The organism is Streptomyces sp. NBC_00289 (assembly GCF_041435115.1).
In the GTDB taxonomy this organism is placed as follows: Bacteria; Actinomycetota; Actinomycetes; order Streptomycetales; family Streptomycetaceae; genus Streptomyces.
The window spans coordinates 1433724-1455491 of the sequence record NZ_CP108046.1; the positions used below are offsets into that span (position 1 = coordinate 1433724).

The 21768-nt window shown below is 72.0% G+C and carries 17 protein-coding genes; 10 read left to right on the plus strand and 7 right to left on the minus strand.

Going from position 1 to position 21768, the window contains the following annotated elements; translation table 11 throughout:
• Positions 1–67: 67 nt before the first annotated feature.
• From OG985_RS07105 to OG985_RS07120, 4 genes are all read right to left on the minus strand, one after another.
• A complete protein-coding gene (locus OG985_RS07105) occupies positions 68–1018 on the minus strand; it encodes a hypothetical protein (protein ID WP_371667365.1) in 951 nt (316 codons plus the stop codon).
• A gap of 256 nt (positions 1019–1274) precedes the next feature.
• Positions 1275–1463, minus strand: coding sequence for a YbdD/YjiX family protein (locus tag OG985_RS07110; RefSeq protein ID WP_371667366.1), 189 nt, complete (start codon positions 1461–1463; stop codon positions 1275–1277).
• Positions 1460–3628 (minus strand): carbon starvation CstA family protein, encoded by a 2169-nt coding sequence (locus OG985_RS07115; protein WP_371667367.1) that lies wholly within the window; start codon positions 3626–3628, stop codon positions 1460–1462. Before OG985_RS07115 ends, OG985_RS07110 begins: the two co-directional genes overlap by 4 nt.
• A gap of 60 nt (positions 3629–3688) precedes the next feature.
• Positions 3689–3910 carry a DUF3311 domain-containing protein gene (locus OG985_RS07120; protein ID WP_371667368.1) on the minus strand — a complete coding sequence of 74 codons (222 nt, stop codon included), beginning with the start codon at positions 3908–3910 and terminating at the stop codon, positions 3689–3691.
• A gap of 168 nt (positions 3911–4078) precedes the next feature.
• On the opposite strand from OG985_RS07120, the gene OG985_RS07125 reads away from it, so the two are divergent.
• The 4 genes from OG985_RS07125 (at position 4079) to OG985_RS07140 (ending at position 7350) form a co-directional block, all read left to right on the plus strand.
• Positions 4079–5641 carry a sodium:solute symporter gene (locus OG985_RS07125; protein ID WP_371667369.1) on the plus strand — a complete coding sequence of 521 codons (1563 nt, stop codon included), beginning with the start codon at positions 4079–4081 and terminating at the stop codon, positions 5639–5641.
• Complete coding sequence (locus OG985_RS07130; protein WP_371667370.1) at positions 5638–6225, plus strand: SigE family RNA polymerase sigma factor; 588 nt, start codon at positions 5638–5640, stop codon at positions 6223–6225. Before OG985_RS07125 ends, OG985_RS07130 begins: the two co-directional genes overlap by 4 nt.
• Positions 6222–6524 carry a hypothetical protein gene (locus OG985_RS07135; protein ID WP_371667371.1) on the plus strand — a complete coding sequence of 101 codons (303 nt, stop codon included), beginning with the start codon at positions 6222–6224 and terminating at the stop codon, positions 6522–6524. The genes OG985_RS07130 and OG985_RS07135 overlap by 4 nt, the downstream gene beginning before the upstream one ends.
• Positions 6525–6984: 460 nt before the next feature.
• The gene (locus OG985_RS07140; protein WP_371667372.1) at positions 6985–7350 is read left to right on the plus strand and encodes an amphi-Trp domain-containing protein; all 366 of its coding nucleotides are present in this window, start codon (positions 6985–6987) and stop codon (positions 7348–7350) included.
• Between the two features lie 201 nt (positions 7351–7551).
• Here the strand turns inward: OG985_RS07140 and helR are convergent, their stop codons facing one another.
• Positions 7552–9705 carry an RNA polymerase recycling motor ATPase HelR gene (gene helR, locus OG985_RS07145; protein ID WP_371667373.1) on the minus strand — a complete coding sequence of 718 codons (2154 nt, stop codon included), beginning with the start codon at positions 9703–9705 and terminating at the stop codon, positions 7552–7554.
• 215 nt (positions 9706–9920) lie between these two features.
• The gene (locus OG985_RS07150) at positions 9921–11162 is read right to left on the minus strand and encodes a glycosyltransferase (protein ID WP_371667374.1); all 1242 of its coding nucleotides are present in this window, start codon (positions 11160–11162) and stop codon (positions 9921–9923) included.
• A gap of 243 nt (positions 11163–11405) precedes the next feature.
• Between OG985_RS07150 and OG985_RS07155 the strand changes: the two genes are divergently transcribed.
• On the plus strand, positions 11406–12953 hold the full coding sequence (locus tag OG985_RS07155) for a hypothetical protein (protein WP_371667375.1): 1548 nt from the start codon (positions 11406–11408) through the stop codon (positions 12951–12953).
• 91 nt (positions 12954–13044) lie between these two features.
• On the opposite strand, the gene OG985_RS07160 is transcribed toward OG985_RS07155, so the two are convergent.
• Complete coding sequence (locus OG985_RS07160) at positions 13045–14094, minus strand: LacI family DNA-binding transcriptional regulator (RefSeq protein ID WP_371667376.1); 1050 nt, start codon at positions 14092–14094, stop codon at positions 13045–13047.
• Positions 14095–14191: 97 nt separating this feature from the next.
• On the opposite strand from OG985_RS07160, the gene OG985_RS07165 reads away from it, so the two are divergent.
• From OG985_RS07165 to OG985_RS07185, 5 genes are read left to right on the plus strand one after another with little or no spacing between them, the layout of a single operon-like run.
• Complete coding sequence (locus tag OG985_RS07165; RefSeq protein WP_371667377.1) at positions 14192–15493, plus strand: extracellular solute-binding protein; 1302 nt, start codon at positions 14192–14194, stop codon at positions 15491–15493.
• Positions 15490–16434 carry a carbohydrate ABC transporter permease gene (locus OG985_RS07170; RefSeq protein ID WP_371667378.1) on the plus strand — a complete coding sequence of 315 codons (945 nt, stop codon included), beginning with the start codon at positions 15490–15492 and terminating at the stop codon, positions 16432–16434. The genes OG985_RS07165 and OG985_RS07170 overlap by 4 nt, the downstream gene beginning before the upstream one ends.
• Before the next feature lie 8 nt (positions 16435–16442).
• Positions 16443–17309, plus strand: a complete 867-nt coding sequence (locus tag OG985_RS07175) for a carbohydrate ABC transporter permease (protein ID WP_371667379.1) — start codon at positions 16443–16445, stop codon at positions 17307–17309.
• 17 nt (positions 17310–17326) lie between these two features.
• Complete coding sequence (locus OG985_RS07180) at positions 17327–19087, plus strand: DUF2264 domain-containing protein (RefSeq protein ID WP_371667380.1); 1761 nt, start codon at positions 17327–17329, stop codon at positions 19085–19087.
• A complete protein-coding gene (locus OG985_RS07185; protein WP_371667381.1) occupies positions 19084–21741 on the plus strand; it encodes a discoidin domain-containing protein in 2658 nt (885 codons plus the stop codon). Before OG985_RS07180 ends, OG985_RS07185 begins: the two co-directional genes overlap by 4 nt.
• Positions 21742–21768: the final 27 nt, after the last annotated feature.

Below are 21768 nucleotides of genomic sequence, written 5' to 3' on the forward strand. Positions count from 1 at the left end.
TGGGACGCCTCTTGGCCCGGGACCGGCCGGATCGTCCTTCCTCCATGGGCTTTTGAGCGGTGTCCCGTCACGGAGCTCGTCGGTCCGGACGGTCGCGCCAGTACAGGAAGGTGCGTTGCGGTTCGGGCAGCAGGTCCCAGGGATGGCGGGTCATGTGGCGGCCGATGCGGCGGAAGACGGGTGCGGCGTCGGCCGGGCGGTGGGTCCGGGCCAGGGCGAAGGCCAGCATGTTGAGATCGGTGACCGCCTCGGCGTGCGGTGCCGCGGCGGTCCGGAACCAGCCGTTCAGGGCCGCGTCGATCTCCTCAGCCGCCCGCGGTTCGTTCCAGTGGCCGTCGGCGCCGAGCGCCGTGAGGGAGTTCTGGCTCCGGCGGTGGGCGACGAGTTCCACGCGGGCCGCGACGGGCAACAGGGCGAGGGGTGAGCCGAGCGGTGCCCGGGTGGCGCTCTGCCCGGCGAAGTCCATCATGTCGGCCACCGCGCCGTGTCCGCGCGGAGACAGGTACCTCAGCAGCCGGTGGTAGGCGGCGCGATGCCAAGGGGCCCTGCCGACGGCCTCGGTCCACACGGGCACGGCGTCCCGGACCGGCACGGCGTACGCGTGCATCAGATCCAGCAACGCCAGCCACGGGGCGGGATCCTCGGGGCAGGCCGTGGCGGCGCGCAGACACGCCTGCTCCGCCGTCCGGGCGGCAGACCGTCCGTCGGCCGCAGCCCGCGCCGAGAGCACGAAGGCGCGCAGCACCAGGGCGTCACCGTCGTCGGGCCGGGCGGCGGCCCACCCCTCGAAGACCGCCGCCGGCGCGGCCCGCGCCAATACGCGGACGCGGTGCGTCCGGCGGTCCCAGTCCCGCCCGGTGGCGCGCAGCAACCGGGCGGCCGGTTCCCACACGGGGCGGCTGCGCCCGGCGCCGAGCCCGTGGAGCTGCTGGGCGGGGCGGAGTTCGGCCAGGGTCGTGTGCAGGGCGTGGTCGTCGAGTTCGGGGCGGATGAGCAGGGAGGGTCGACGTCTCAGCATCTCGGTCTCACCGAAGGGCCTCACCGAAGGAGGGAACGCGGGCGGGGGTGTGGCACCTGGCCGCGGGCCGGGTTCGCGAGCGGGCCGCGGAGTGCGGGACCGCCGTGCAGCCGCGGCGGGTGCCGGAGGTTGACGGGACGCGGCGACTGGCGCCGACATCAGGAACGCGGGGGCGGGCGGCGGCGTCAGGGACACGCAGCGGGCGGCGGCGTCACGACGGGCACGCGCCGCCCGCCCCGCGGTCGGTGCCGGCGCCTCAGCAGCAGCGGCTCTGCGGGTGGGTCTCCCGGTGCAGGGTGCGGAGTACCTGGTACTCCCGGCGGGTGGGCGGCGGGGCGAGCGGGTGGTGGCGGCGGTGCCGCTCGCAGTAGCGGTCGTACTCCGCCTCGCCGGTGAGTTCACGCAGATACCAGCGCACGGCCGTCGCCCATCGGCGGGCGTTCACGATCGGGACCCCACCAACGGCTCGGCGTCCCGCTCGGGCACGTCGATACGGGACTCGACGTACGGTGCCTCGGTCGTCGGCAGCGGTACCCGGGACCGTACGGCGCGTGCGCACACCACCGCCGCGTTGACGATCACCACGGCGACCAGCAGCAGGAACAGTGCGATGAGGACGCCGTCGACAGTGGAGTTGGCGACCACGGTGTGCATGTCGTCGAGCGTCTTGGCGGGCGGCAGGACCTGCCCGGCGTCGATGCCGTCGGCGTAGCGCGCGCGTTGGGCGAAGAAGCCGACGCGGGGGTCGTCGGAGAAGATCTTCTGCCAGCCGGCGGTGAAGGTGACCGCGACCACCCAGCCCAGCGGGATGCCGGTGACCCACGCCCAGCGCAGTCGGCCGGACTTGATCAGGACGGTGGTGCAGACGGTGAGCGCGACGGCGGCGAGCAGTTGGTTGGCGATGCCGAACAGCGGGAACAACTGGTTGATCCCGCCCAGCGGGTCCGTGGCGCCGGTGTAGAGGAAGTAGCCCCAGGCGGCCACGACGATGCCGCTGCACAGCCAGATGCCCGGCTTCCAGTTGACCCGGCCGACGGGCTTCCAGACGTTGCCGAGCATGTCCTGGAGCATGAAGCGTCCGACCCGGGTGCCCGCGTCGACCGTCGTCAGGATGAACAACGCCTCGAACATGATCGCGAAGTGGTACCAGAAGGCCTTCATCGCGGTGCCGCCGAAGACCCCGGAGAAGATCTCGGACATGCCGACGGCGAGGGTCGGCGCGCCACCGGACCGGGCGATCAGCGTCTGTTCCTCCACCGACTTCGCGGCCTGCGTCAGCTGGTCGGGGGTGATGGTGAAGCCGAGGCCTGCCACCGCGTGGGAGGCGGACTCGGCGGTGGCGCCGAGGAGACCGGCCGGGGCGTTCATCGCGTAGTACAGGCCGGGCTCGAGGGTGGCCGCGGCGATCAACGCCATGATCGCCACGAACGACTCCATCAGCATGGCGCCGTAGCCGATCAGCCGGACCTGGGACTCCTTCTGGATCAGCTTCGGGGTGGTCCCGGAGGACACCAGCGCGTGGAAGCCGGACAGCGCGCCGCAGGCGATGGTGATGAACAGGAAGGGGAACAGTGAACCGGCGAAGACGGGACCGGCGCCCGAGGTGGCGAAGTCACTGACCGCGTCGGCGCGCAGCACGGGTGCGGCCACGACGACCCCGACGGCGAGCAGGGCGATGGTGCCGATCTTCATGAAGGTGGAGAGGTAGTCGCGGGGCGCGAGCAGCATCCACACCGGCAGGACGGAGGCGACGAAGCCATAGCCGATCAGGCAGAAGACGAGGGTCGTCGGGCTGAGGGTGAAGGCGCCGGCCAGCGAGGAGTCCTGGATCCAGCTGCCGCCGGCGATGGCGAGCAGCAGCAGTGCCACGCCCATCAGGCTGGTCTCCAGGACCCGGCCCGGCCGGATCCGGTGCATCCACAGGCCCATGAAGAGGCCGATCGGAATGGTCATCGCGACGGAGAAGGTGCCCCACGGGGAGTGGGCGAGCGCGTTGACCACGACCAGCGCCAGCACGCCCAGCAGGATGATCATGATGGCGAAGACGGCGATGAGGGCGGCCGCCCCGCCCGCCCGGCCGATCTCGTTGCGGGCCATCTGCCCGAGGGACGTGCCGTCCCGTCGCATGGAGAGGAAGAGCACCACCATGTCCTGCACCGCCCCGGCGAAGATCACCCCGGCGACGATCCACAGGGTGCCGGGCAGGTAGCCCATCTGGGCCGCGAGCACCGGCCCCACCAGTGGCCCGGCACCGGCGATCGCGGCGAAGTGGTGGCCCAGCAGGACCCGCCGGTCGGTCGGCTGGAAGTCGACACCGTCCTCGAGGCGTTCGGCCGGGGTTGCCCGGCGGTCGTCGGGTTCGAGGACCCGGCGGGCGATGAAACGGGCGTAGAAGCGGTAGGCGATGGCGTACGAGCCGAGGGCCGCCACCACCAGCCAGACCGCGGAGATCCGCTCGCCCCGGGCGAGCGCGACGACGCCCCAGGCGAGCGCCCCGAGGAGCGCGACGGCGCTCCACAGGAGAACCGATCTCGGGCTCGTACGGAAACGCGGGGGCGGCGGACCTTCCGGTGCCGGGAGACCGGATTCGGGCAGGACGGACGTGGACATGGCGGCTCCTCACCTCGACGGTGGTGTGTGGCGGTACGGATGCGCGGAGGCGCGCGGGGATCAGGGATCGCGGCGTTCGTGCCTGGTCAGCGCGTACGCGGCGAGCAGGCAGAGGCCGCAGCCCGGCACCCAGGCGAGCTGGTACCAGTAGAAGAACGGCGTCCCCGCGAGCCGTGGGTCCGCACCGGCGTACCAGGGGACCCACAGCAGCCCCGCCGCGGGAGCGAGGAGCAGTACGGCGACGGCGACGCGTCGCAGCCGGTGGTGACCGGTCCGTGCCATGGCCTGCGCTCCTCTCCCCGTGGCTGTCGGTCTGTGCAAGAGTTGCCCACCCGCCGGAAGTGGTTGACAGCGAATTTCCAGAAGATTTCCCGCCGGTTTTCTGTCATCGGAACCGGCCGCTCGCGCAACTCTCCCGCGAGAGCTCAGGCACACCAAGGACGGTGACCCATGGCCGACGGAGCCATGACCGCGACGTTCCTCGCCGTGATCGGCGGAGCGTCGCTGCTCGCCGTCACCGCGCGCCGGCTGCGCCCGAACGACCGGCTGCCGTCCCTGGAGGGCTGGGCCCTGGCCGACCGGAGCCTCGGCCCGGTGTGGACCTGGCTGCTGCTCGGCGGCACGATCTTCACGGCGTACACCTTCACCGCCGTACCGGGACTGGCGTACGGCAACGGTGCGGCCGCCTTCTTCGCGGTGCCGTACACGGTGATCGTCTGCCCGCTCGCCTTCGTCCTGCTCAGCCGCCTGTGGAGCGTGGCCCGCCGCCACGGGTACGTCACCGTCGCCGACTTCGTGCGCGGACGATACGGTTCGCCGCCGCTGGCACTGGTGGTCGCGCTGACCGGGATCCTCGCGACGATGCCGTACCTGGCGCTGCAACTGCTCGGCATACGGGCGGTGCTGACCGCCGGGGGCGTGTATCCGCGGGGTGCGGCGGGCGATCTGGTCATGGTGGCGTTGTTCGCCGGGCTCGCGGTGGCGACGTACCGGCACGGGCTGCGCGCGCCCGCGGTCATCTCGGCGCTGAAGGCGGTGGCCGTCTTCGTCTCCCTCACCGCCGTCTGCTGGCTGGTCCTGGGCCGGCTCGGCGGCCCCGGCGCGGTCTTCGACGGCGCGGCACGGCGGCTCGGCGGAGCGGACGCGGCCCACTCCGCCCTGCTGCTGTCCCCCGCACAGCAGCCCGCCTACGCCACGCTCGCCCTCGGCTCCGCGCTGGCCCTGCTGATGTACCCGCACGTGCTCACCGCCGGTTTCGCCGCCGACGGCCCGCGCACCCTGCGCAAGGTCACCGTGGCACTGCCCGCCTGGACCGGACTGCTCGCGCTCTTCGGCTTCCTCGGCATCGCGGCCCTGGCGGCGGGGGTGCGGGCGCCGGAGGGCGGTGCCGAGGCCGCGGTACCGATGCTGGTCGACCGGCTCATGCCGGCACCGCTCGCCGGGCTCGTGTTCGCCGCGATCACCGTGGGCGCGCTGGTCCCGGCCGCCGTGATGTCGATCGCCGCCGCCACCAGTTTCGTGCGGAACGTGTACGTCGAGTACGTCCACCCCACCGCCACGCCCAAGCGGCAGGTACGCATCGCCAAGGCGGTGTCGCTGACCGCGAAGGTGGGCGCGGTCGCGTTCGTGTTCGGGCTGCGCGACCAGGACGCGGTCAATCTCCAACTGCTCGGCGGGGTGTGGATCCTGCAGATCTTCCCCGCCGTGGCCGTCGGACTGTTCACCGGCCGGCTGCACCCGCGGGCGCTGCTGGCCGGCTGGGCCGTGGGCATGGCTGCCGGGACCTTCATGGTGGTCCGTGAGGGGTTCTCGTCCGTCGTGTCCCTCGGGAGCGGCGAACAGCCGCTGGAGATCTACGCCGGTCTCGCGGCCCTGCTGCTCAACCTGACCGTCGCCGCGGCCGGCACCGCGGCCCTGGAACGTCTCGGTGTCCCGCGTGGCGCCGACTCGACCGACCTACCGTCCCGCCTGACCGTCAGGCGGAGCCCCGAGACGGGAGCGAACAACCCGTGAGACGCAGAGACACCCCACCCGTCACGCTGCCGCAGGTGCCACGGCCCGCAGGTCCGGCCGAGACCCTCTCCCCCGCTCCCGGCGACCCTGACGACCTGGAGCGGGAGGCCGCCCTGGCCGGCCTCTTCGAGCTGCACTACGCCTCCATGCTGCGCCTCGCCGTCCTGCTCGGCGCCGATGACCCGGAGAACGTGGTGGCCGAGGCCTACTACCAGATCTACCGCAAGTGGCGGCGGCTGCGGGACATCGAGGCCGCGGAGGCGTATCTGCGCTCCACCGTCTGCAATCTGACCCGGATGCGCATACGTCACCTCCAGGTCGCCCGCCGGCACGTGGTGAACCCACCGGACGAGGTCGTCGCCTCCGCCGAGAGCACCGCCCTCCTCCACGACGACCAGCGCGTGCTGATCGACGCCCTCCAGCAGTTGCCCGCCCGGCAGCGCGAGGCGCTCGTGCTGCGGCACTGGCTCGGGCTGAAGGAGAGCGAGATCGCGGCGGCGATGGGGATCTCCTGCGGGTCCGTCAAGACACACACCTCGCGCGGCCTCGCCGCCCTGACCCAGGCGATGGAGGCCCGGCGATGAACGACACCAGCCCGGACCGGACCGGCCCGGAACAGACCGAGAAGGAACTGCGCGCGGCACTGGAGGCGCTGGCCGGCGGTGTGCGGGCGGCGCCCGACGCCTATCGCACGGCGCGCGGCGAGTGGCGGCGCCGGGAGCGCCGACGCCGGCTCGTCCTCGCCGTCCTGGTCGCCGTCGTCTTCACCCTGGCCACCCTGATCGGCCTGTGGGTGCTGAACCAGACCCCGACCCACCCCGGTGTCATCTTCTCCGGTGCCCGGGACGCGACGGCGGCCGCCCCGGGGCCGGGAGCTCCGTAGCCGGCCCTTCGACTGCGCCGTGACGGACCGGACCGGCTGCGAGGTGCCGTGCCCGCGCCCCTGCCCCGGCGGGCACCCCGGACCCCGGCGGGGTGCCGCCTCCCGGCCTGCCGCGCGCGGTCAGCGGTCGGTCTCGCGGGCGGCGCCCGGCACGGAGGAGCCCCGCCGGGTCGCCCCGGTCGACGGGTGTGCGCCTGTCGCGGGGCGCACGAGTCGGGGAGCATTGTCCGGGGTGCGGTGAGCACAGTCGCGGTGCACGCTTGAGCGAGGAGGCACGGGGCGGCCCGGCCACCGCGGACCCGGGCGATCGCGGCCGTGCGGCACCGGAGCAGGGGTCGGGAAACACGCTCGAACGTGCCGCGTCCCGGTCCGGGCGAGGGGTGACCTGACGCGGCGGGTCGACGTCGGTGACAGAAGCGGACACCTCGGGTGGAACGTTCCGTCGGATCGGAGACAGCACATGAGGGACCTGAAGTTCGAGCAGAAGCGCTCGCTGTCACGCCGTGAAGCCGCCGATCAGCTGACGGCGCTCGCGGCCGCGCTCAGGGAAGGTGGAGACGCCGAACTCGACCTCGGCTCCGGAAAGGTGAGTCTGCGGATTCCCGACAACCTGCGCAGCGAGGTGGAGATCGAGGCAGGCAACGGCGAGATCGAGCTCGAGATCGAACTCAAGTGGCCGACCGCATCCTCCCGGACCGCGTCCTCGCAAGCGACGGCAGACACGGACGAGGCCCCGAGGGGGCGGAAGAGCGCGCCCGCCAAGCCCGGGCGGACCAGCACGGGCAAGAACAGGGCCGCGAAGCCGTCCGCCACGAAAACGCCCTGACCCGCGCCTCGTCACCGTTCGAGCGGTCCGTGTGGACGAGGAACGCGGGCGGCTGATCGCCGGTGTTGATGCGCTCGAGGAGGAGGCCGGCGTGACCGTTGTGCCGCGCGTACTCCTCGATCACGTGAATGACCTTCTGCAGCAGGCCCGTTCGACTTCCGCCCTGCGCCGGACCGGCCCGAGCAGGGAAGTCGTCCGGCGTCAGGGGCTCGTGAGGACCACGAGCCGCTGGGTCGCCCGGGTCATCGCGACATAGCGGTCGACCGCTCCTTCGATGCCCTCGCCGAGCGCCACCGGGTCGACGAGGACGACCAGGTCGAACTCGAGCCCCTTCGCCAGCTCCGGCGTCAGCGACCGGACGCGGGAGGTCGCCCGGAAGGCCGGATCGCCGATGACGCAGGCGATCCCGTCGGCATGTGCGGCGAGCCAGGTGTCGAGGATCGAGCTCAGATCGGTGGCAGATCCGTATACGACGGGGACGCCGCCGCGGCGGATGGAGGTCGGCACGTTGGCGTCCGGCAGCACGGCCCGGATGACCGGCTCGGCCTCCGCCATGATCTCCTCCGGCGTCCGGTAGTTGACGGTCAGCGAGGCCAGCCTGATCCGGTCGAGCCCGACCCGCTCGAGCCGTTCCTGCCACGACTCCGTGAACCCGTGCCGGGCCTGCGCGCGGTCCCCGACGATGGTGAAGCTCCTGGACGGGCACCGGAGCAGCAGCATCTGCCACTCCGCGTCGGTCAGTTCCTGGGCCTCGTCCACGACGATGTGTGCGAACGGACCGGCGAGCAGATCCGGTTCGGTGCCGGGCGACGCGCTCTTGTCGACCAGGGCGTCCTGGAAGTCCTCGCCGCGAAGCATCGTCACCAGGCCCGTCCCGTACTCGTCGTCGGCGACCTCGATCAGGTCGTCGACGACCCTGGTCATGCGCTCGCGTTCGGCGGCGACGGTTGCCCGCTGCCGGCGGTCGCGTCGTGACGCCTCCGGGTCGCCGAGCCGCTGCCGGGCCGCGTCCAGGAGCGGCAGATCGGACACCGTCCAGGCCTGGGCGTCCTCGCGCAGCAGTCGCCGAACGTCCTCGCGGCCGAGCCAGGGAGCGCACATCCGCAGGTAGGCGGGTACCGTCCAGAGGTCTCCGACGAGGTCGGCCGCTTCGAGCAGCGGCCAGGCGCGGTCGAGGGCGGTGCGCAGCTCCCTGTTGTGCCGCAGTGACTCGCGGAGCTGGTCGACCGGGGCGTCGCCGTCGTACCTGTCCACCAGGACGCTCAGCAGCTCCTCCCAGATCTGCTCACGCGCCTCGTTGTGCGGAACATTGGATGCCGCCGTCTCGAACGCCACGGCCCAGTCCTCGGCACTGAGCCGGATGTCGGACCAGGGGGTCGTGACCGTCATCCCCTCGGTGGGCGGCTCCTCGTAGAACCGGACAGCCGTCTCGACCGCCCTCACCAGGTCCGCGGACGACTTCAGCAGGGCAACCTCCGGGTCGCCCTCGACGGCTGCCGCCGCTCCCTCGGGGACGAGGTCTCGCAGGACGCAGGTCTGCACCCCCTCCTCTCCGAGGCTGGGCAGGACGTCCGCGACGTAGGCCAGGTAGGGCCGGTGCGGGCCGACGAACAGCACGCCGCCCCGGCGGTGACCGAGGCGGGGGTCGGAGTGGAGGAGGTAGGCGGAGCGGTGCAGCGCGACGACGGTCTTGCCCGTACCCGGCCCGCCGTCGACGACGAGCGCGCCGCGGGACCCCGCGCGGATGACGGCGTCCTGGTCGGCCTGGATGGTGCCGAGCACGTCTCGCATCCGCGGCGACCGGTCGCTGCCCAGACTGGCGATGAAGGCGGACTGGTCGTCGAGCGCGGCGTGCCCGGCGAACCCGTCCACGGTGAACACCTCGTCCCAGTAGTCGCCGATCCGGCCACGGGTCCAGCGGTACCTGCGGCGGCTCGCCAGACCCATCGGGTCGGCGTGGGTGGCTCCGAAGAACGGCTCGGCCGCGGGGGAACGCCAGTCGAGCAGCAGCCGACGCCCCTCGCGGTCGGTGAGGCCGAGCCGTCCGACGTACACGGGCTCGGAGTCGTCCACGCCGACCATGCGTCCGAGGCACAGGTCGAGGCCGAAGCGCCGCAGTGTGCGCAGGCGGGCGGTCAGCCGGTGGACTTCCATGTCCCGTTCCATCGCCTGGCGGCCGATGCCGCCGGGCGCCTTGCGCGCGGCGTCGAGGCGGTCGGACAGTTCGGCGATCGACTCCTTGAGGCACCGCGCGACAGCCGCGAAGTGTTGCTCGTCGCCCGCGATCAGCGTCGGGTCGGCCTTGGCGGAGAGACGGTCGGGGAGGTCGAACGCACTGGTGGTCAGGGAATTCACTTCGATGGCTCCGACAGGGGTCGATGGCGGCCGTTGCACGCGGCGGCGAAACGTCCGGACCGGCGTGACAACTCTGGTGGCGGTGTGGCCGGACGGCCGTGACGAGCGATGCTCCGTCCGGCAGGGGCGTGACGTTCCGTGGCCGTCGTCGGCTCAGGCCGCCAGGACGTGCGGGTGCTCGTGCTCCGGGTCCTGGCCCGACGGTGACATGCGGTTCACGCGGACAGCGGCGGCCTCTCCTGGTCGGCGGTGTCGAGCAGGAGCTTCGCGGCCACCGTCGCCCCGTCGGTGCGGAACGTGTCGGCCACGGCCCTCGCTCGTACGAGGGTCTCCGGGGTCAGGGCCGTCCTGAGCGCGGCCGACAGCGACTCGAAGGTGAAGGCGGGACCGTCGTGCGCCGCGCCGATCCCCAGGTCGGCCACCCGGCCGGCGAAGTACGGCTGGTCCCCTCCCTGAGGTACCAGCACCTGGGGCGCGCCGGCCCAGGTGGCCGTCGTCGTGGTGCCCGCGCCGCCGTGGTGCACGGCGGCGGCCACCCGGCGGAACAGTGCCTGATGGTTGACCTCGCCGACGGCGAAGCAGTCGTCCTGGTCGTCGATCAGGGCCAGGTCGGCCCAGCCGCGGGAGATGACCGCGCGGCGGCCCTGGGCGCGGATCGCTTCGACGGCCACCCGGGTGACGTCCTCCGGATCGCGCAGGGGAATGCTGCCGAAACCCACGTACACCGGCGGTGTACCGGCGTCCAGGAACGCCGACAACTCCGCGGAGAGCGGGCGTTCGTCGGGCAGCACCCACGCCCCGGTCTGCACCACGTCGAGGTCCGCGGGCTGCCGCCACGGGGCCAGGACCGGGTCCGCGGCCAGCCACGGGCGGTCGGTGAAGACGTGGTCGCGGACGTTGTCCAACAGCCGCAGGCCGATCGACGCCCGGTGGGTGTTGACCGCCTCGCCGAACACCGCCTGCGCGTCCTGGGCGTCCTGGTCCCACAGCACCCGGTTGTCGGTCACGTCCGACGGGAGCGGCCGGCCCGGCCGCGGGATCGGCGGGTGGTGCGGCGACGGCAGGCTGACCGGCTGGTAACTCCCGTACACATAGCGGATACCGAGTTTCTCGGCGACCGCCTTCACGCCGGCCGCGGCCGGCAGGAGGCCCGTCGCCACCAGCACGTCACACCCCTCCGCGGCCGCGCGGACGGTGTCGTAGAACGCGGCGACCAGCTCGGCCGCGCGCCGGGGCACGCCTGCCGCCGTCGGCGGTGTCCTGCCGGTCACCAACCGGCGCACGGACTGGCCGGTCGGCACCATCTCCACGCCGATCCCGGCCAGCCGCTTCGCGAACTCCTCGTCCGGCGACGCGCACACGCGTACCTCCGCGCCGAGTTCCCGTAGCCGCACCGAGAGTCCCACCAGCGGTTCGATGCCCCCGCGCGAGTCGTACCCCGACAACACCACACGCATTTCGTGACTCTCGTTTCCGTAGGTTCCGGCTTCGGTCGGTGATTCTGCGGTACGACGGGGGCCTTGCCGCAAGGCCCCCGGTGCGCTATACGTTGAGAGTGGAAAGGAGCGGGTACTCCCCCTTTCCCTTCATCGCCCACTGTGGATGGGCCACTTCTCGTCTGATCTCCGAAGACCTTTCCCGGCCCCGCCCGGTGACCGGACGACGGGCAACCTTCGGGGCACGCCGTGCATCGAACAGGTATGAATCCGACGTGCACGGCGTTCGTGGCGGTGCCGGCTGCCGTGCTGCTCGCCCTGGCGCCCGGCGCCGCCGCCGTGGCCGCCGATCCGTCGCCCCTGCCGACCCAGGCGTACGCCACCGTCGGCGCCGAGGAGCAGGTCAACGTGACGTCGGCGGCGCGGTCCGCGGAGGTGAGCTGGATGTTCTGGGACGGCGGGGCACAGGTTCCCGTGCCCACGAACGAATCGGTCGTCATCGACGCCCGTGACCTGGCGGGCGTCGCGAAGGTCACGGTCGACGACCCGAGATGCGAGAGTCGCGGGCAGGTCTTCACCTGCGTCAACGGCAAGAACGGCTCGCGGAGCCCCCACGTGGAGTTCTCCCTGCGTGCCGACGCGGGTGCCGCCACCGGCGACAGCGGAAGGATCACGTACACCCTCACCGCCGACCATGCCACCGGCGCCACCGCGCGGACGAAGGTGGTCGTCGGCGCTCCGAAACTCGTGGTCGGTCAACTGCCGGACGTGACGCACGCCGAACCCGGGTCCCGGATCGAACTGCCGCTCCGCCTCCGCAACACCGGCGACCTGGCCACCGACCGGCGCGTCATGCTGCGCTGGGAAGCGGTGGGCGGTCTGGTCTTCGACAGGAAGTTCTCCAACTGCGTCTACGGCGAAGGCGATGAACCCGGCGAGCCCGGCAGCCAGGCATCCGTCACCTGTGTCTTCCCGGCCTCCGTGTCCGCCGGGGCCACCGTGGAGCTGAGCAGCCCCCTCACAGCCACGGTCGGCCAGCGCGTCCTGACCGCCGTGGTCGACTACTCGGCCAGGCTGCTGAACGCGAGCGAACAACCCACCACACAGAACCGGAAGGGCACCGGTCCGGCGCTCACCCTGGTGACGGCGGCGAGGACGGGCGGCGGATTCGCAACCAGCGCCGAGGGCCGGGTCACCGTGACGTCCGACAGCTCCGCGGATCTCGCGGCCGTCGCCAGGGCGCAACCGGGCCGCGGGGCAGCCGAATGGACCCTCGACGTCAGCGCCGTGAACCACGGCCCGGCCTCCGTGTACGCCATCGACCGCAAGGCCGTCGCCCTGATGGACATCGTCCTGCCCAAGGGCTCGGTCGTGACCGGTACCGCCGACATGGAGCAGGAGGACGACCGCTACGGCCCCTGCTTCCCGTGGACCGGCGGCAGTCGGCCGGCACCCTTCGAAGCGGGTCACCGGCACTACGTCTGCACCGTGCCGTTCGGGGTCGCCGTGGGCAGGAGCCAGCTGTTCAGACTGTCGGTGAGGACGACGGAGGGGTACGACGGCTCCGAGGGCACGGCCACCGTGCGTCCGGGTCCGGCCGGCTTCCCCCTGCACGATCCGGACACCTCCAACGACAGCGTCTCCTTCACCTTCGGCGAGCCGGCCGCACGGTCCGACGGCACGCTCCCCACGACGGGCGCCGGCCGCGCGGCGGTTGTCGCCACCGCTACAGCCGGGACGGCCGTCCTGGGCGCCGTCGCCCTCGTCGTCCACCGCCGCAGGCGTCGTTCCCGGGCGACATCCCGGCTGTGACGCCAGGCTCCCGGTTCTGTCGTCGGCGAGGCGGGCAGCGGGGGCCGAGAAGCTGCTCGTCCTGTCACAACGCTGTGGCGGGTCAGGCTGCTCACGGTGCCGGAGGAGGTCCGCTGCTCTCCCGTACCACCAGTTCCGTCGCCACCTCCACTCGTGTCGTCTCCGGCTGCTCCCCGGACAGCAGCCGCAGCACCATCCGGGCGGCGAGCGCGGTCATGTCGGCCAGCGGTGTGCGGACCGTCGTCAGGCGTGGGGTGACCCAGTCGGCGAAGGGCAGGTCGTCGAAGCCGACCACGCTGACGTCGGCCGGGATGCGCAGGCCCAGTTCGGCGGCGGCCCGGTAGGTGCCCAGTGCCTGGTGGTCGCTGCCGGCGAAGATCGCCGTCGGACGGTCGGCCAACGACAGGATTTCCAGGGCGTGTTGGTGCGCGAGGCCGTGGGTGAAGTCGCCGTAGCGCACCAGCTCGGGGTCGAAGGGCAGACCGGCTTCCGCCAGGGCTGAGCGGTAGCCGTCGACGCGTGCCCGGGAGGTGAGCCGGCGCTCCGGGCCGCTGATGATCGCGATGCGCCGGTGGCCCAGCTCGACGAGGTGGCGGGTCGCGGCCAGTCCGCCGGGCCAGTTGGTCGCGCCCACCCACGGCGTGCCCGGCGCGGGTTCGTCGATCGGCATCACCAGCGCGTAGGGGATGCCGAGCCGGCTCAGCTCCTCGTGCTGCTCGGGGGTCAGCTCGGGCACCACGAGAATCGCGCCGCGCGTGGAACGGGTGGCCAGCGAGTCCAGCCACTGGCGGGCGCGTCGGGTCCGGCCGTGGGTGGAGGAGACGACCAGCCCCATGCCCGCGTCGTGCAGCACGTCCTCCGCGCCCCGGATCAGCTCGACCGCCCAGGGGCTGTCCAGTTCGTTGATGACGAAGTCGATCAGCCCGCCGGCCGGCGCCGTGGTGGCCGCCGGGTGGTGTTTCGCCAGATAGCCGTGCTGCTCCAGCAACCGCTGCACCTTGGCCCGCGTCTCCGCCGATACATCGGACCTGTTGTGCAGCACCTTGGAGACCGTGGACACCGAAACGCCTGCCTGGTCGGCAATTGCGGCCAGAGTGCGCCGTCTTTCCTGACCGGATCCTGCCCGAACCGTTGACGTCATCGGATGAATCTCCTACGTTGCCGGGCGATCGAGTTTTGCGAAAACTATCGCAATCCTCGTTCCGGACGTAAGGCTCCTCGGCGCAAAGGTGGTCCCCATGAAGAGATGGCGCGCGGCTTCGCTGGCCGCGGCCGCGGCCGCGGCTCTGGTGCTCTCCGGATGCGGAGGAACCGGTGGTGGCGGCGGTTCGGGCGACGGGAAGGGCGAGTTACTGGTCTGGGTGGACAACACCCGCATGCCCGCGGCCCAGCAGTACGAGAAGGCCCACCCCGACCTGAGGATGCGCATCGTCACCATCCCGCCCGACGCCGGCTACGTGCCCACCAAGGTCTCGCTCGCCAACCGCACCAAGAGCGGCTGGCCCGACGTCGTCTTCCTGGCCAACCCGGCCGAGGCGGCGACGCTCGCGAGCGAGAAGTTCGGCTACGCGGCCCCGCTCGACGACCTCGTCCCGAAGACCGTCCGGGACGGTTTCACCCCCGGCTCCCTCGAGACCTGCACCTTCGGCGGCAAGGTGTACTGCCTGCGCAACGACATCGCCCCCACGGTCCTTTGGTACGACGCCAAGCTGATGAAGCGATACGGCTACCAGGTCCCCAAGACCTGGGCGGAGTACCAGCGGACCGGACTGAAGGCCGCCGAGGAGCACCCCGGCACCATCGTCGGGGCCGTCAACGGCAAGTACGGCGCCGGCATCTACTTCGGCAGCAGCGGCTGCCCCACCCGCGACACCCGCAGCCTCACCGAGGTCCACATCGACCTCGGCGGACCGAACTGCACCCGGGTGGCCGATCTGCTCCAGCCGCTCGCCCGCGAGAAGGCCGTCACCACCGTCCTGCCCATCGACCCCGGCTTCGCCAAGTTCGGCAAGGGCGACAAGATCCTCATGCTGCCGGCCCCGGCCTGGTTCGGCGACTTCATGTTCGGCCCCGCCTTCAAGGTGCCGGGGGGCCGGGTCGCCGCCGCCCCCATGCCCACCTGGCCCGGCGAGAGCAAGCCGTACGCGGGACAGGTCGGCGGCGGCGCCTTCCTCGTCTCCGCACACGCCGGCGCGCGCACCGAGCAGGCCGCGGACCTGGTGCGCTGGATGACCACCGACGTGAACCTCCAGGCGAGGCAGCCCACTTACCCCGCCTTCACGGCAGCGGCGAAGAAGTGGGGCGAGGCCAAGTCGAAGGACCCGTACTACGCCTCCGACCCGATGCCCGCTCTCACCGCGGCGGCGAACGCGCTGCGCCCCGGCTTCGGCGCGGTCCGCTTCGAGGCCGACTGGCAGAGCAGCTTCAACGACACGTTCGTCAAGGCGGTCGACTCCGACGGCAACCTCCGTGACTCCTTGGACAGTTGGCAGGACAAGCTGGAAGCGGCGGCCGGGACCAGCGGGTACACGGTCGGATGAGGACGCTCACGACACCCCGCTCGCCTACGGTCGCGGCGGCCGCACCGGCGATGCCCCGCCGCCGGCGCCGCCCCGCCCGTACCGCCGCCGTCTGGATCCTCGTCGGCCCCTACACGCTGTTCCTCGCTGTCTTCGGGCTCGCGCCCGCCGGATACGCCCTGTGGACCTCGTTCGTCGACGACGGCTCCTTCTCCGGCGGGCGCGACTGGGCGGCCGTCTTCCACGACTACCGGCTCGGCGACGCGGCCGCCCACGTGGCGACGTATCTGCTGCTGTGGCTGCCGATCCTGCTGCTGGCCGTCCTGTCCCTCGCCTTCACCCTGCACGCCCGCCCCGGCCGCACGACGAGCGCGCTCCAGCTCGTCTACTACCTGCCCGGCGCGGTCACCGGCTCGGCCGCGGCGCTGCTGTGGCTGTTCATGGTCAGCCCGGACAGCAGCCCGTTCTCCCCCCTGCTCAGGCTGATGGACGTCAAGAGCGCCACGGACGCGCTGTCCGGCGGCAGCCTCATCGCCGTCCTCACCGTGATGGGCGTCGCGGTGCACGCCGGCGGCTGGATCGTGGTCCTGTACGGAGCGCTCAACGCCCTCCCGAAGGACGTACTGGAGGCGGCGCAGGTCGACGGCGCCTCGGCCTGGCGGACCATGTGGCACGTCAAGCTGCCGATGGTCCGCACCTACGTCGCCTTCGTGCTGATCTCCAGTTTCGCCTCCGGCAGCCAGGTGTTCGTCGAGCCCACCGTGCTGTCCACCGGCGCCCCCGGCCAGATCAGCCCCACCTGGTCCGTCAACCAGCTCGCCTACGTGTACGCCACCCAGGACGGCGACTTCGGCAAGGCCGCCGCGCTGTCGCTGGCCATGCTCGCGGTCGGCGTACTGGCCGCCTGGATCGTGATCACCCGTACGCGCATGTACGCCACCGACTCCTCCGACTCCCGGTGAGTGAGGCGATGACCGCTCTGTCACGCGGCGCCCGCGTCCTGTTCCTGCTCGGCGCGGCCGTCTTCTTCGGACTGCCCCTGCTCTGGCTGCTGTTGGCACCCACCCGCACGGCCGACGACCTGACCACCGGCTCACCGCTCGGCTTCGGTTCGCTGGGCAACGTGGGCGACGCCTGGTCGCACCTGACGTCGTACAACGACGGCGAGATCACCCTGTGGATCGGCAACTCGATCGTCTACGCGGCGGCCAGCGTGGCCCTCGCCCTGCTGTTGTGCGTGCCGGCCGGCTACGCGCTCGCCAAGCACGACTTCGCCGGCCGCCGGGCGCTGCTCACCCTGTCGGTGGTGACGATGATCCTGCCCCCGGCCGCGCTGGTGCTCCCGCTGTACCTGGAGATGTCGGCGCTCGACCTCACCGGCACCGTCTGGTCGGTGATCCTGCCGTTGTCCTTCTACCCCTTCGGCGTCTACCTGGCCTTCCTCCACTTCCAGGCCAACCTGCCCGACAGTCTGCTGGACGCCGGACGCGTCGACGGGGCGAGCGAACTGCGGCTGTTCTGGTCGGTCGCGGTGCCACTGGCCCGCCCCGCCATCGCGCTGATCGCCTTCTTCGGCTTCGCCCGCTGCTGGACCGACTTCTTCCTGCCCTTCGTGATGCTCTCCGACGACCGCACCTTCACCCTCCAGCTCGGCCTGATGTCCCTGCTGCAGTCCACCGGCGCGGTCAACAACTCCAGCGGCTTCGCCGACCTCGACATCCACCAGCCGGAGGCGGCCCTGGCCGGACTCGTGGCCTGCGCACCACTGCTGATCGGTTTCGTCCTCGCCCAGCGCTTCCTGCGCACCGGGCTGCTGGCCGGGGCGGAGAAGGGCTGATGGACGGAGAAGGGCTGATGGACGACACGCGTACCGAACTCGCCTCCGAAGTACGGGAACTGGTCGAGCCCCTCGCATCCCGTTTCAGCGCGGGCCGGGCCCGCGTACGGCTCGGCGTGAACACCGCGATCCACGACGACACGACCGCCGAACTGGAGGCGTTCGCCCGCCCGTTGTGGGGACTCGCGCCCCTGGCGGCGGGCGGACAGGCCGTGCCCCACGCCGAGTCGTGGGTCCGGGGACTCGCGAACGGCAGCGACCCCGCGCACCCCGAGTACTGGGGCGAACCCGTCGACCACGACCAGCGCATCGTCGAGATGGCCGCCATCGGCTTCGCGCTCGCCCTCGCCCCCCAGCAGTGGTGGGACCCGCTGACCGGCCCCGAGCGCGACCGGCTCGCCCGCTGGCTGCTCAGTGCGCTGCACCGGGAGACCACCGACAACAACTGGCTCTTCTTCCCGGTGCTGGTCGGCCTCGGCCTCGACCGGGTGGGAGTGCCCTACGACCGCTCGCTGAGCACCGCCCGCCTCGACCGGCTGGAGACCTTCTGGCTCGGCGACGGCTGGTACGCGGACGGCCCCACCGAACGGCGCGACTACTACGTCCCGTGGGCGATGCACTTCTACGGGCTCCTGTACGACACACTCGCCGGCGGCGACCGCTTCAAGGAGCGGGCCGCCCGGTTCGCCGGGGACTTCCGCCACTGGTTCGCCGACGACGGCGCCGCCGTCCCGTACGGCCGCAGCCTCACCTACCGCTGGGCGCAGGCCGCGTTCTGGGGCGCGCTGCCGTTCGCGGGCGTCGACGTACTGCCCTGGGGCGAGGTCAAGGGCTATCTGCTTCGGCATCTGCGCTGGTGGCGCGGGCGGCCGGTGACCGGTCCCGACGGACTGCTGTCCATCGGGTACGGCTATCCGCAGCCCGCGATCGCCGAGCAGTACAACGCGCCGGGCTCGCCCTACTGGTCACTCAAGGCGTATCTGCCGCTCGCCCTGCCGGCCCGGCACGCGTTCTGGACCGCGAAGGAGGAGCCTCCTCCCGTCCTGCCCGCCGTCAGCTCCCAGCCGCACGCCGGGGCGGTCCTGATGCGCGCGTCCGGCGACGTCACCCTGCTCGCCGGGCGCCAGCACCACCCTTGGGTGCGCCACGGAGCGGAGAAGTACGCCAAGTTCGCCTACTCGACCCGCTTCGGCTTCAGCCTGCCGAACGGCACACTCGGCCTCGAACAGGGCGCCCACGACTCGATGCTGGCGCTGAGCGACGACGGCGGGGCGCACTACCGGGTGCGCGAGGAGCCGGCCGCGTCCTACGTCACCGCGGACACGGTCCTCAGTACCTGGCACCCGTGGCCCGACGTGGAGATCACGACCTGGCTGACGGCCGCCGCACCCTGGCACGTGCGCACCCACCGCGTCCGCACCGCGCGCGCCCTGCACACCGCCGAGGGCGGTTTCGCCGTCGACCGGGACGCGGGCACGGACCGCGAGAGCGGACCGGGACGCGCGCGGGTGTCGGCGCCCGCGGGACTCACCGGGCTGCGCGACCTCGACGGCCGGCGCGAGGGCGAGGTCCTCGACTGCCTGCCGGGCACGAACGTCCTCGCACGACGCACCGCACTGCCCGTACTCGTGGGCCGGCTGCCGCCCGGCGAGCACTGGTTGAGGTGTGCCGTGCTCGGCGCCCCGGACGGACCCGAGGCCGGGGCGGCCTGGCGGAGACCCCCGACCACGGCACACCCACCGACCACCGCACATCCGACGACTGGAGACAGGACTTGAGACTCAGACATCTGTCCGTACTGGCCGCCGTGACCGCACTGCTGACCTTCCCGGTCCAGGCGCACGCGGCGCAGTCCGGCCACACCTACCACGTCGCCCCCCGGGGCAGTGACCACGCACACGGCACGCAGGCAAGCCCGCTGCGCACCATCGGCGCCTGCCTCGAACGAGTCCGCCCCGGCGACACCTGCCTCGTCCACCGGGGCACCTACCGCGAACAGCTCACCCCTCCCTCCGGCACCGAGGGCGCTCCGATCACGATCGCCGCGTACGGCGACGGTCCGGTGACCGTCGACGGGACGGAACGGGTGACCGGCTGGAAGGACGCCGGCGACGGACTGGTCGCCGCCGACACCGACCTGCCCCCGGACCCGGACTTCAACGCCGTGTTCGTGGACGACGCCCGTGCCGCCGAGGGCCGTTGGCCCAACTCCGGCTCCGATCCGCTGAACACCACCTGGGCCGAGGCCGACACCACCTCCACCGACCAGCACATCGACGACACCGACCTGCCCGACGCCGACTGGACCGGCGCCACCGTGCACGTGTGGGCGGGCTCCAACCCGTGGGCCCAGCAGACCGGAACGGTCACCGCCACGGCACCGGGCAAGCTGGACTTCAAGGGCGGCAACTACCGCTGCCCGCCGCTGTGCATGGGCAACCAGACCTACCGCAACTACTACCTCGTCGGGTCGAAGGCCGCCCTCGACCAGCCGGGCGAGTGGTACTACGACAGGACCGCCCACCGCCTGTACCTCGTCCCCCCGAAGGGCGGCATCGCCGGACACACGGTGACCGCCAAGCACCGGCTGTGGGCCGTCGACCTGAGCGACAGCTCGTACGTCACCGTCCGCGACCTGAACCTGTGGGGCACCTCCCTGCGAACGGGCAAGTCCAGTACGGGAGTCGTGGTCGACCGACTGCACGCCACGTACGTCTCCGAGTTCTCCACCCTGCCCATGCCGCCGGACAGCGATCTCGCGGTCGAGCCGTTCGAAGGCAACATCGTCGCCTCCCGGATCCTCGACTCGGGCGTGCAGATCCTCGGCACCGGCAACACGCTGAGGAACAGTGAGATCGCGCAGTCGGCCGGCGACGGCGTCCTGGTCCGCGGCACCGGCAACACCGTCACCAACAACTACATCCACGACGTCGGCTGGATGGGCAGCTACACCCCGGGCATCGAGATCAACGGCAACGGCCACACGGTCACCCACAACACCGTCCGGCGCACCGGACGGGCGGCCATCGACACCGCCTGGCAGCTCAACGGCACCGAGTTCCACGGCAACCGCATCGCCTACAACGACATCTCCGAGGCGATGCGCACCTCCCGCGACGGCTCACCCTTCTATGTCTGCTGCAGCCTGAACGGTTCCGGCACGTCCATCGACCACAACACCGCGCACGACGCCGACGGCCAGAACGGCTACTACGTCGACAACTACTCCCACCACTTCCGGCTGCATCACAACGTCGCCTGGAACACCGGAAGCCGGGGCGTCTACTTCAACGGCCACACCGGCCCCAGCGTCGCCAACGAGGACCACAACTCCAGCTACGGCGTGGGCATCAACGTCGCCTCGGTCGCCCTCGGCGGCGCGACGGACGCGTCGGGCTCGTACTTCAGCAACATCGTCGGACCCAAGCCGGTCACCGCGACGAAGGCCGGAGATCCGCTGCCGGTCGTCCGCTCCAACCTGATCAGCGACAAGCCCGGCTACACCGACGCCGTCAACGGCGAACTGTGGCTGACGCCCGGTTCACCCGCCATCGACGCGGGCGAGGCGGTCGACGGCGTCACCACCGACGTCCTGGGCACGGCTCCCGACCAGGGCGCCTACGAGTACGGCGCACCCGTCTGGTCGACCGGCTGCGATCTGCCCGGCTGCCGACAGCGGGTACGCCACGGCGACTGGACCGCCACCGCGAGCGACGGCACCAGCGCCTCCGCCACCGTCGACGGCGACATCAACACCCGCTGGACCAGCGCCACCCCGCAGACCGCCGGCCAGTCCCTGACCGTCGACCTCGGCGAGAGCAAGACCTTCGGCCGGCTCTCCCTCGACGCCGGCCGCGACACCAGCGGCCAGCCGTACGGCTTCACGGTCTCCGTCAGCCGCGACGGCACGCACTGGAGTGAACCGCTCGCCCGGGTCTCCGGACGCTCCTTCACCCAGGACGCGGTGTTCCCCCGGCAGACCACCGCCCGCCAGGTGCGCATCACGCTGACCGTGAGCGGGCCGGCGCCCTGGGTCGTCAACGACATCAGGCTGTACGGGGAGGGGCCCGACGCCACCTCGGCGCTCCAGGCCGAACAGGCCACGACCGTGCGGGGCGTGGAGCGCGGGACGGCGGCCACCGGCGTCCTCGGCTCAGGCGACAGGCTGGGCTTCGGCACGGTGAATGTCCGTGGCGGGCACCTCACCGTACGTCTCGCCTCCACCTGCGCACAGGGCTGCTCGCTCCAGTTGCGCCTGGACTCACCTGCCGGCCCGGTGGCCGCGACGGTACCCCTCGCGGGTACCGACGGGGAATGGCGGGAGCAGTCCGTGGCTCTGCGACGCGAGGTCACCGGCACCCACGACCTGTACGCCGTGGCGAAGGGCGGGCCCCGGGTCGCCGCGCTCGACTGGCTGACGATCCGCCCCTGACCGACGCCTCAGCGTCCGGTCACCCGC

Bases quoted from the DNA above. Each gene is read 5' to 3' on its own strand.
- OG985_RS07105 (WP_371667365.1), bottom strand. From the start codon at position 1,018: ATGCTGAGACGTCGACCCTCCCTGCTCATCCGCCCCGAACTCGACGAC.
- OG985_RS07115 (WP_371667367.1), bottom strand. From the start codon at position 3,628: ATGTCCACGTCCGTCCTGCCCGAATCCGGTCTCCCGGCACCGGAAGGT.
- OG985_RS07120 (WP_371667368.1), bottom strand. From the start codon at position 3,910: ATGGCACGGACCGGTCACCACCGGCTGCGACGCGTCGCCGTCGCCGTA.
- OG985_RS07125 (WP_371667369.1), top strand. From the start codon at position 4,079: ATGGCCGACGGAGCCATGACCGCGACGTTCCTCGCCGTGATCGGCGGA.
- OG985_RS07135 (WP_371667371.1), top strand. From the start codon at position 6,222: ATGAACGACACCAGCCCGGACCGGACCGGCCCGGAACAGACCGAGAAG.
- OG985_RS07140 (WP_371667372.1), top strand. From the start codon at position 6,985: ATGAGGGACCTGAAGTTCGAGCAGAAGCGCTCGCTGTCACGCCGTGAA.
- OG985_RS07150 (WP_371667374.1), bottom strand. From the start codon at position 11,162: ATGCGTGTGGTGTTGTCGGGGTACGACTCGCGCGGGGGCATCGAACCG.
- OG985_RS07155 (WP_371667375.1), top strand. From the start codon at position 11,406: ATGAATCCGACGTGCACGGCGTTCGTGGCGGTGCCGGCTGCCGTGCTG.
- OG985_RS07160 (WP_371667376.1), bottom strand. From the start codon at position 14,094: ATGACGTCAACGGTTCGGGCAGGATCCGGTCAGGAAAGACGGCGCACT.
- OG985_RS07165 (WP_371667377.1), top strand. From the start codon at position 14,192: ATGAAGAGATGGCGCGCGGCTTCGCTGGCCGCGGCCGCGGCCGCGGCT.
- OG985_RS07170 (WP_371667378.1), top strand. From the start codon at position 15,490: ATGAGGACGCTCACGACACCCCGCTCGCCTACGGTCGCGGCGGCCGCA.
- OG985_RS07175 (WP_371667379.1), top strand. From the start codon at position 16,443: ATGACCGCTCTGTCACGCGGCGCCCGCGTCCTGTTCCTGCTCGGCGCG.
- OG985_RS07180 (WP_371667380.1), top strand. From the start codon at position 17,327: ATGGACGACACGCGTACCGAACTCGCCTCCGAAGTACGGGAACTGGTC.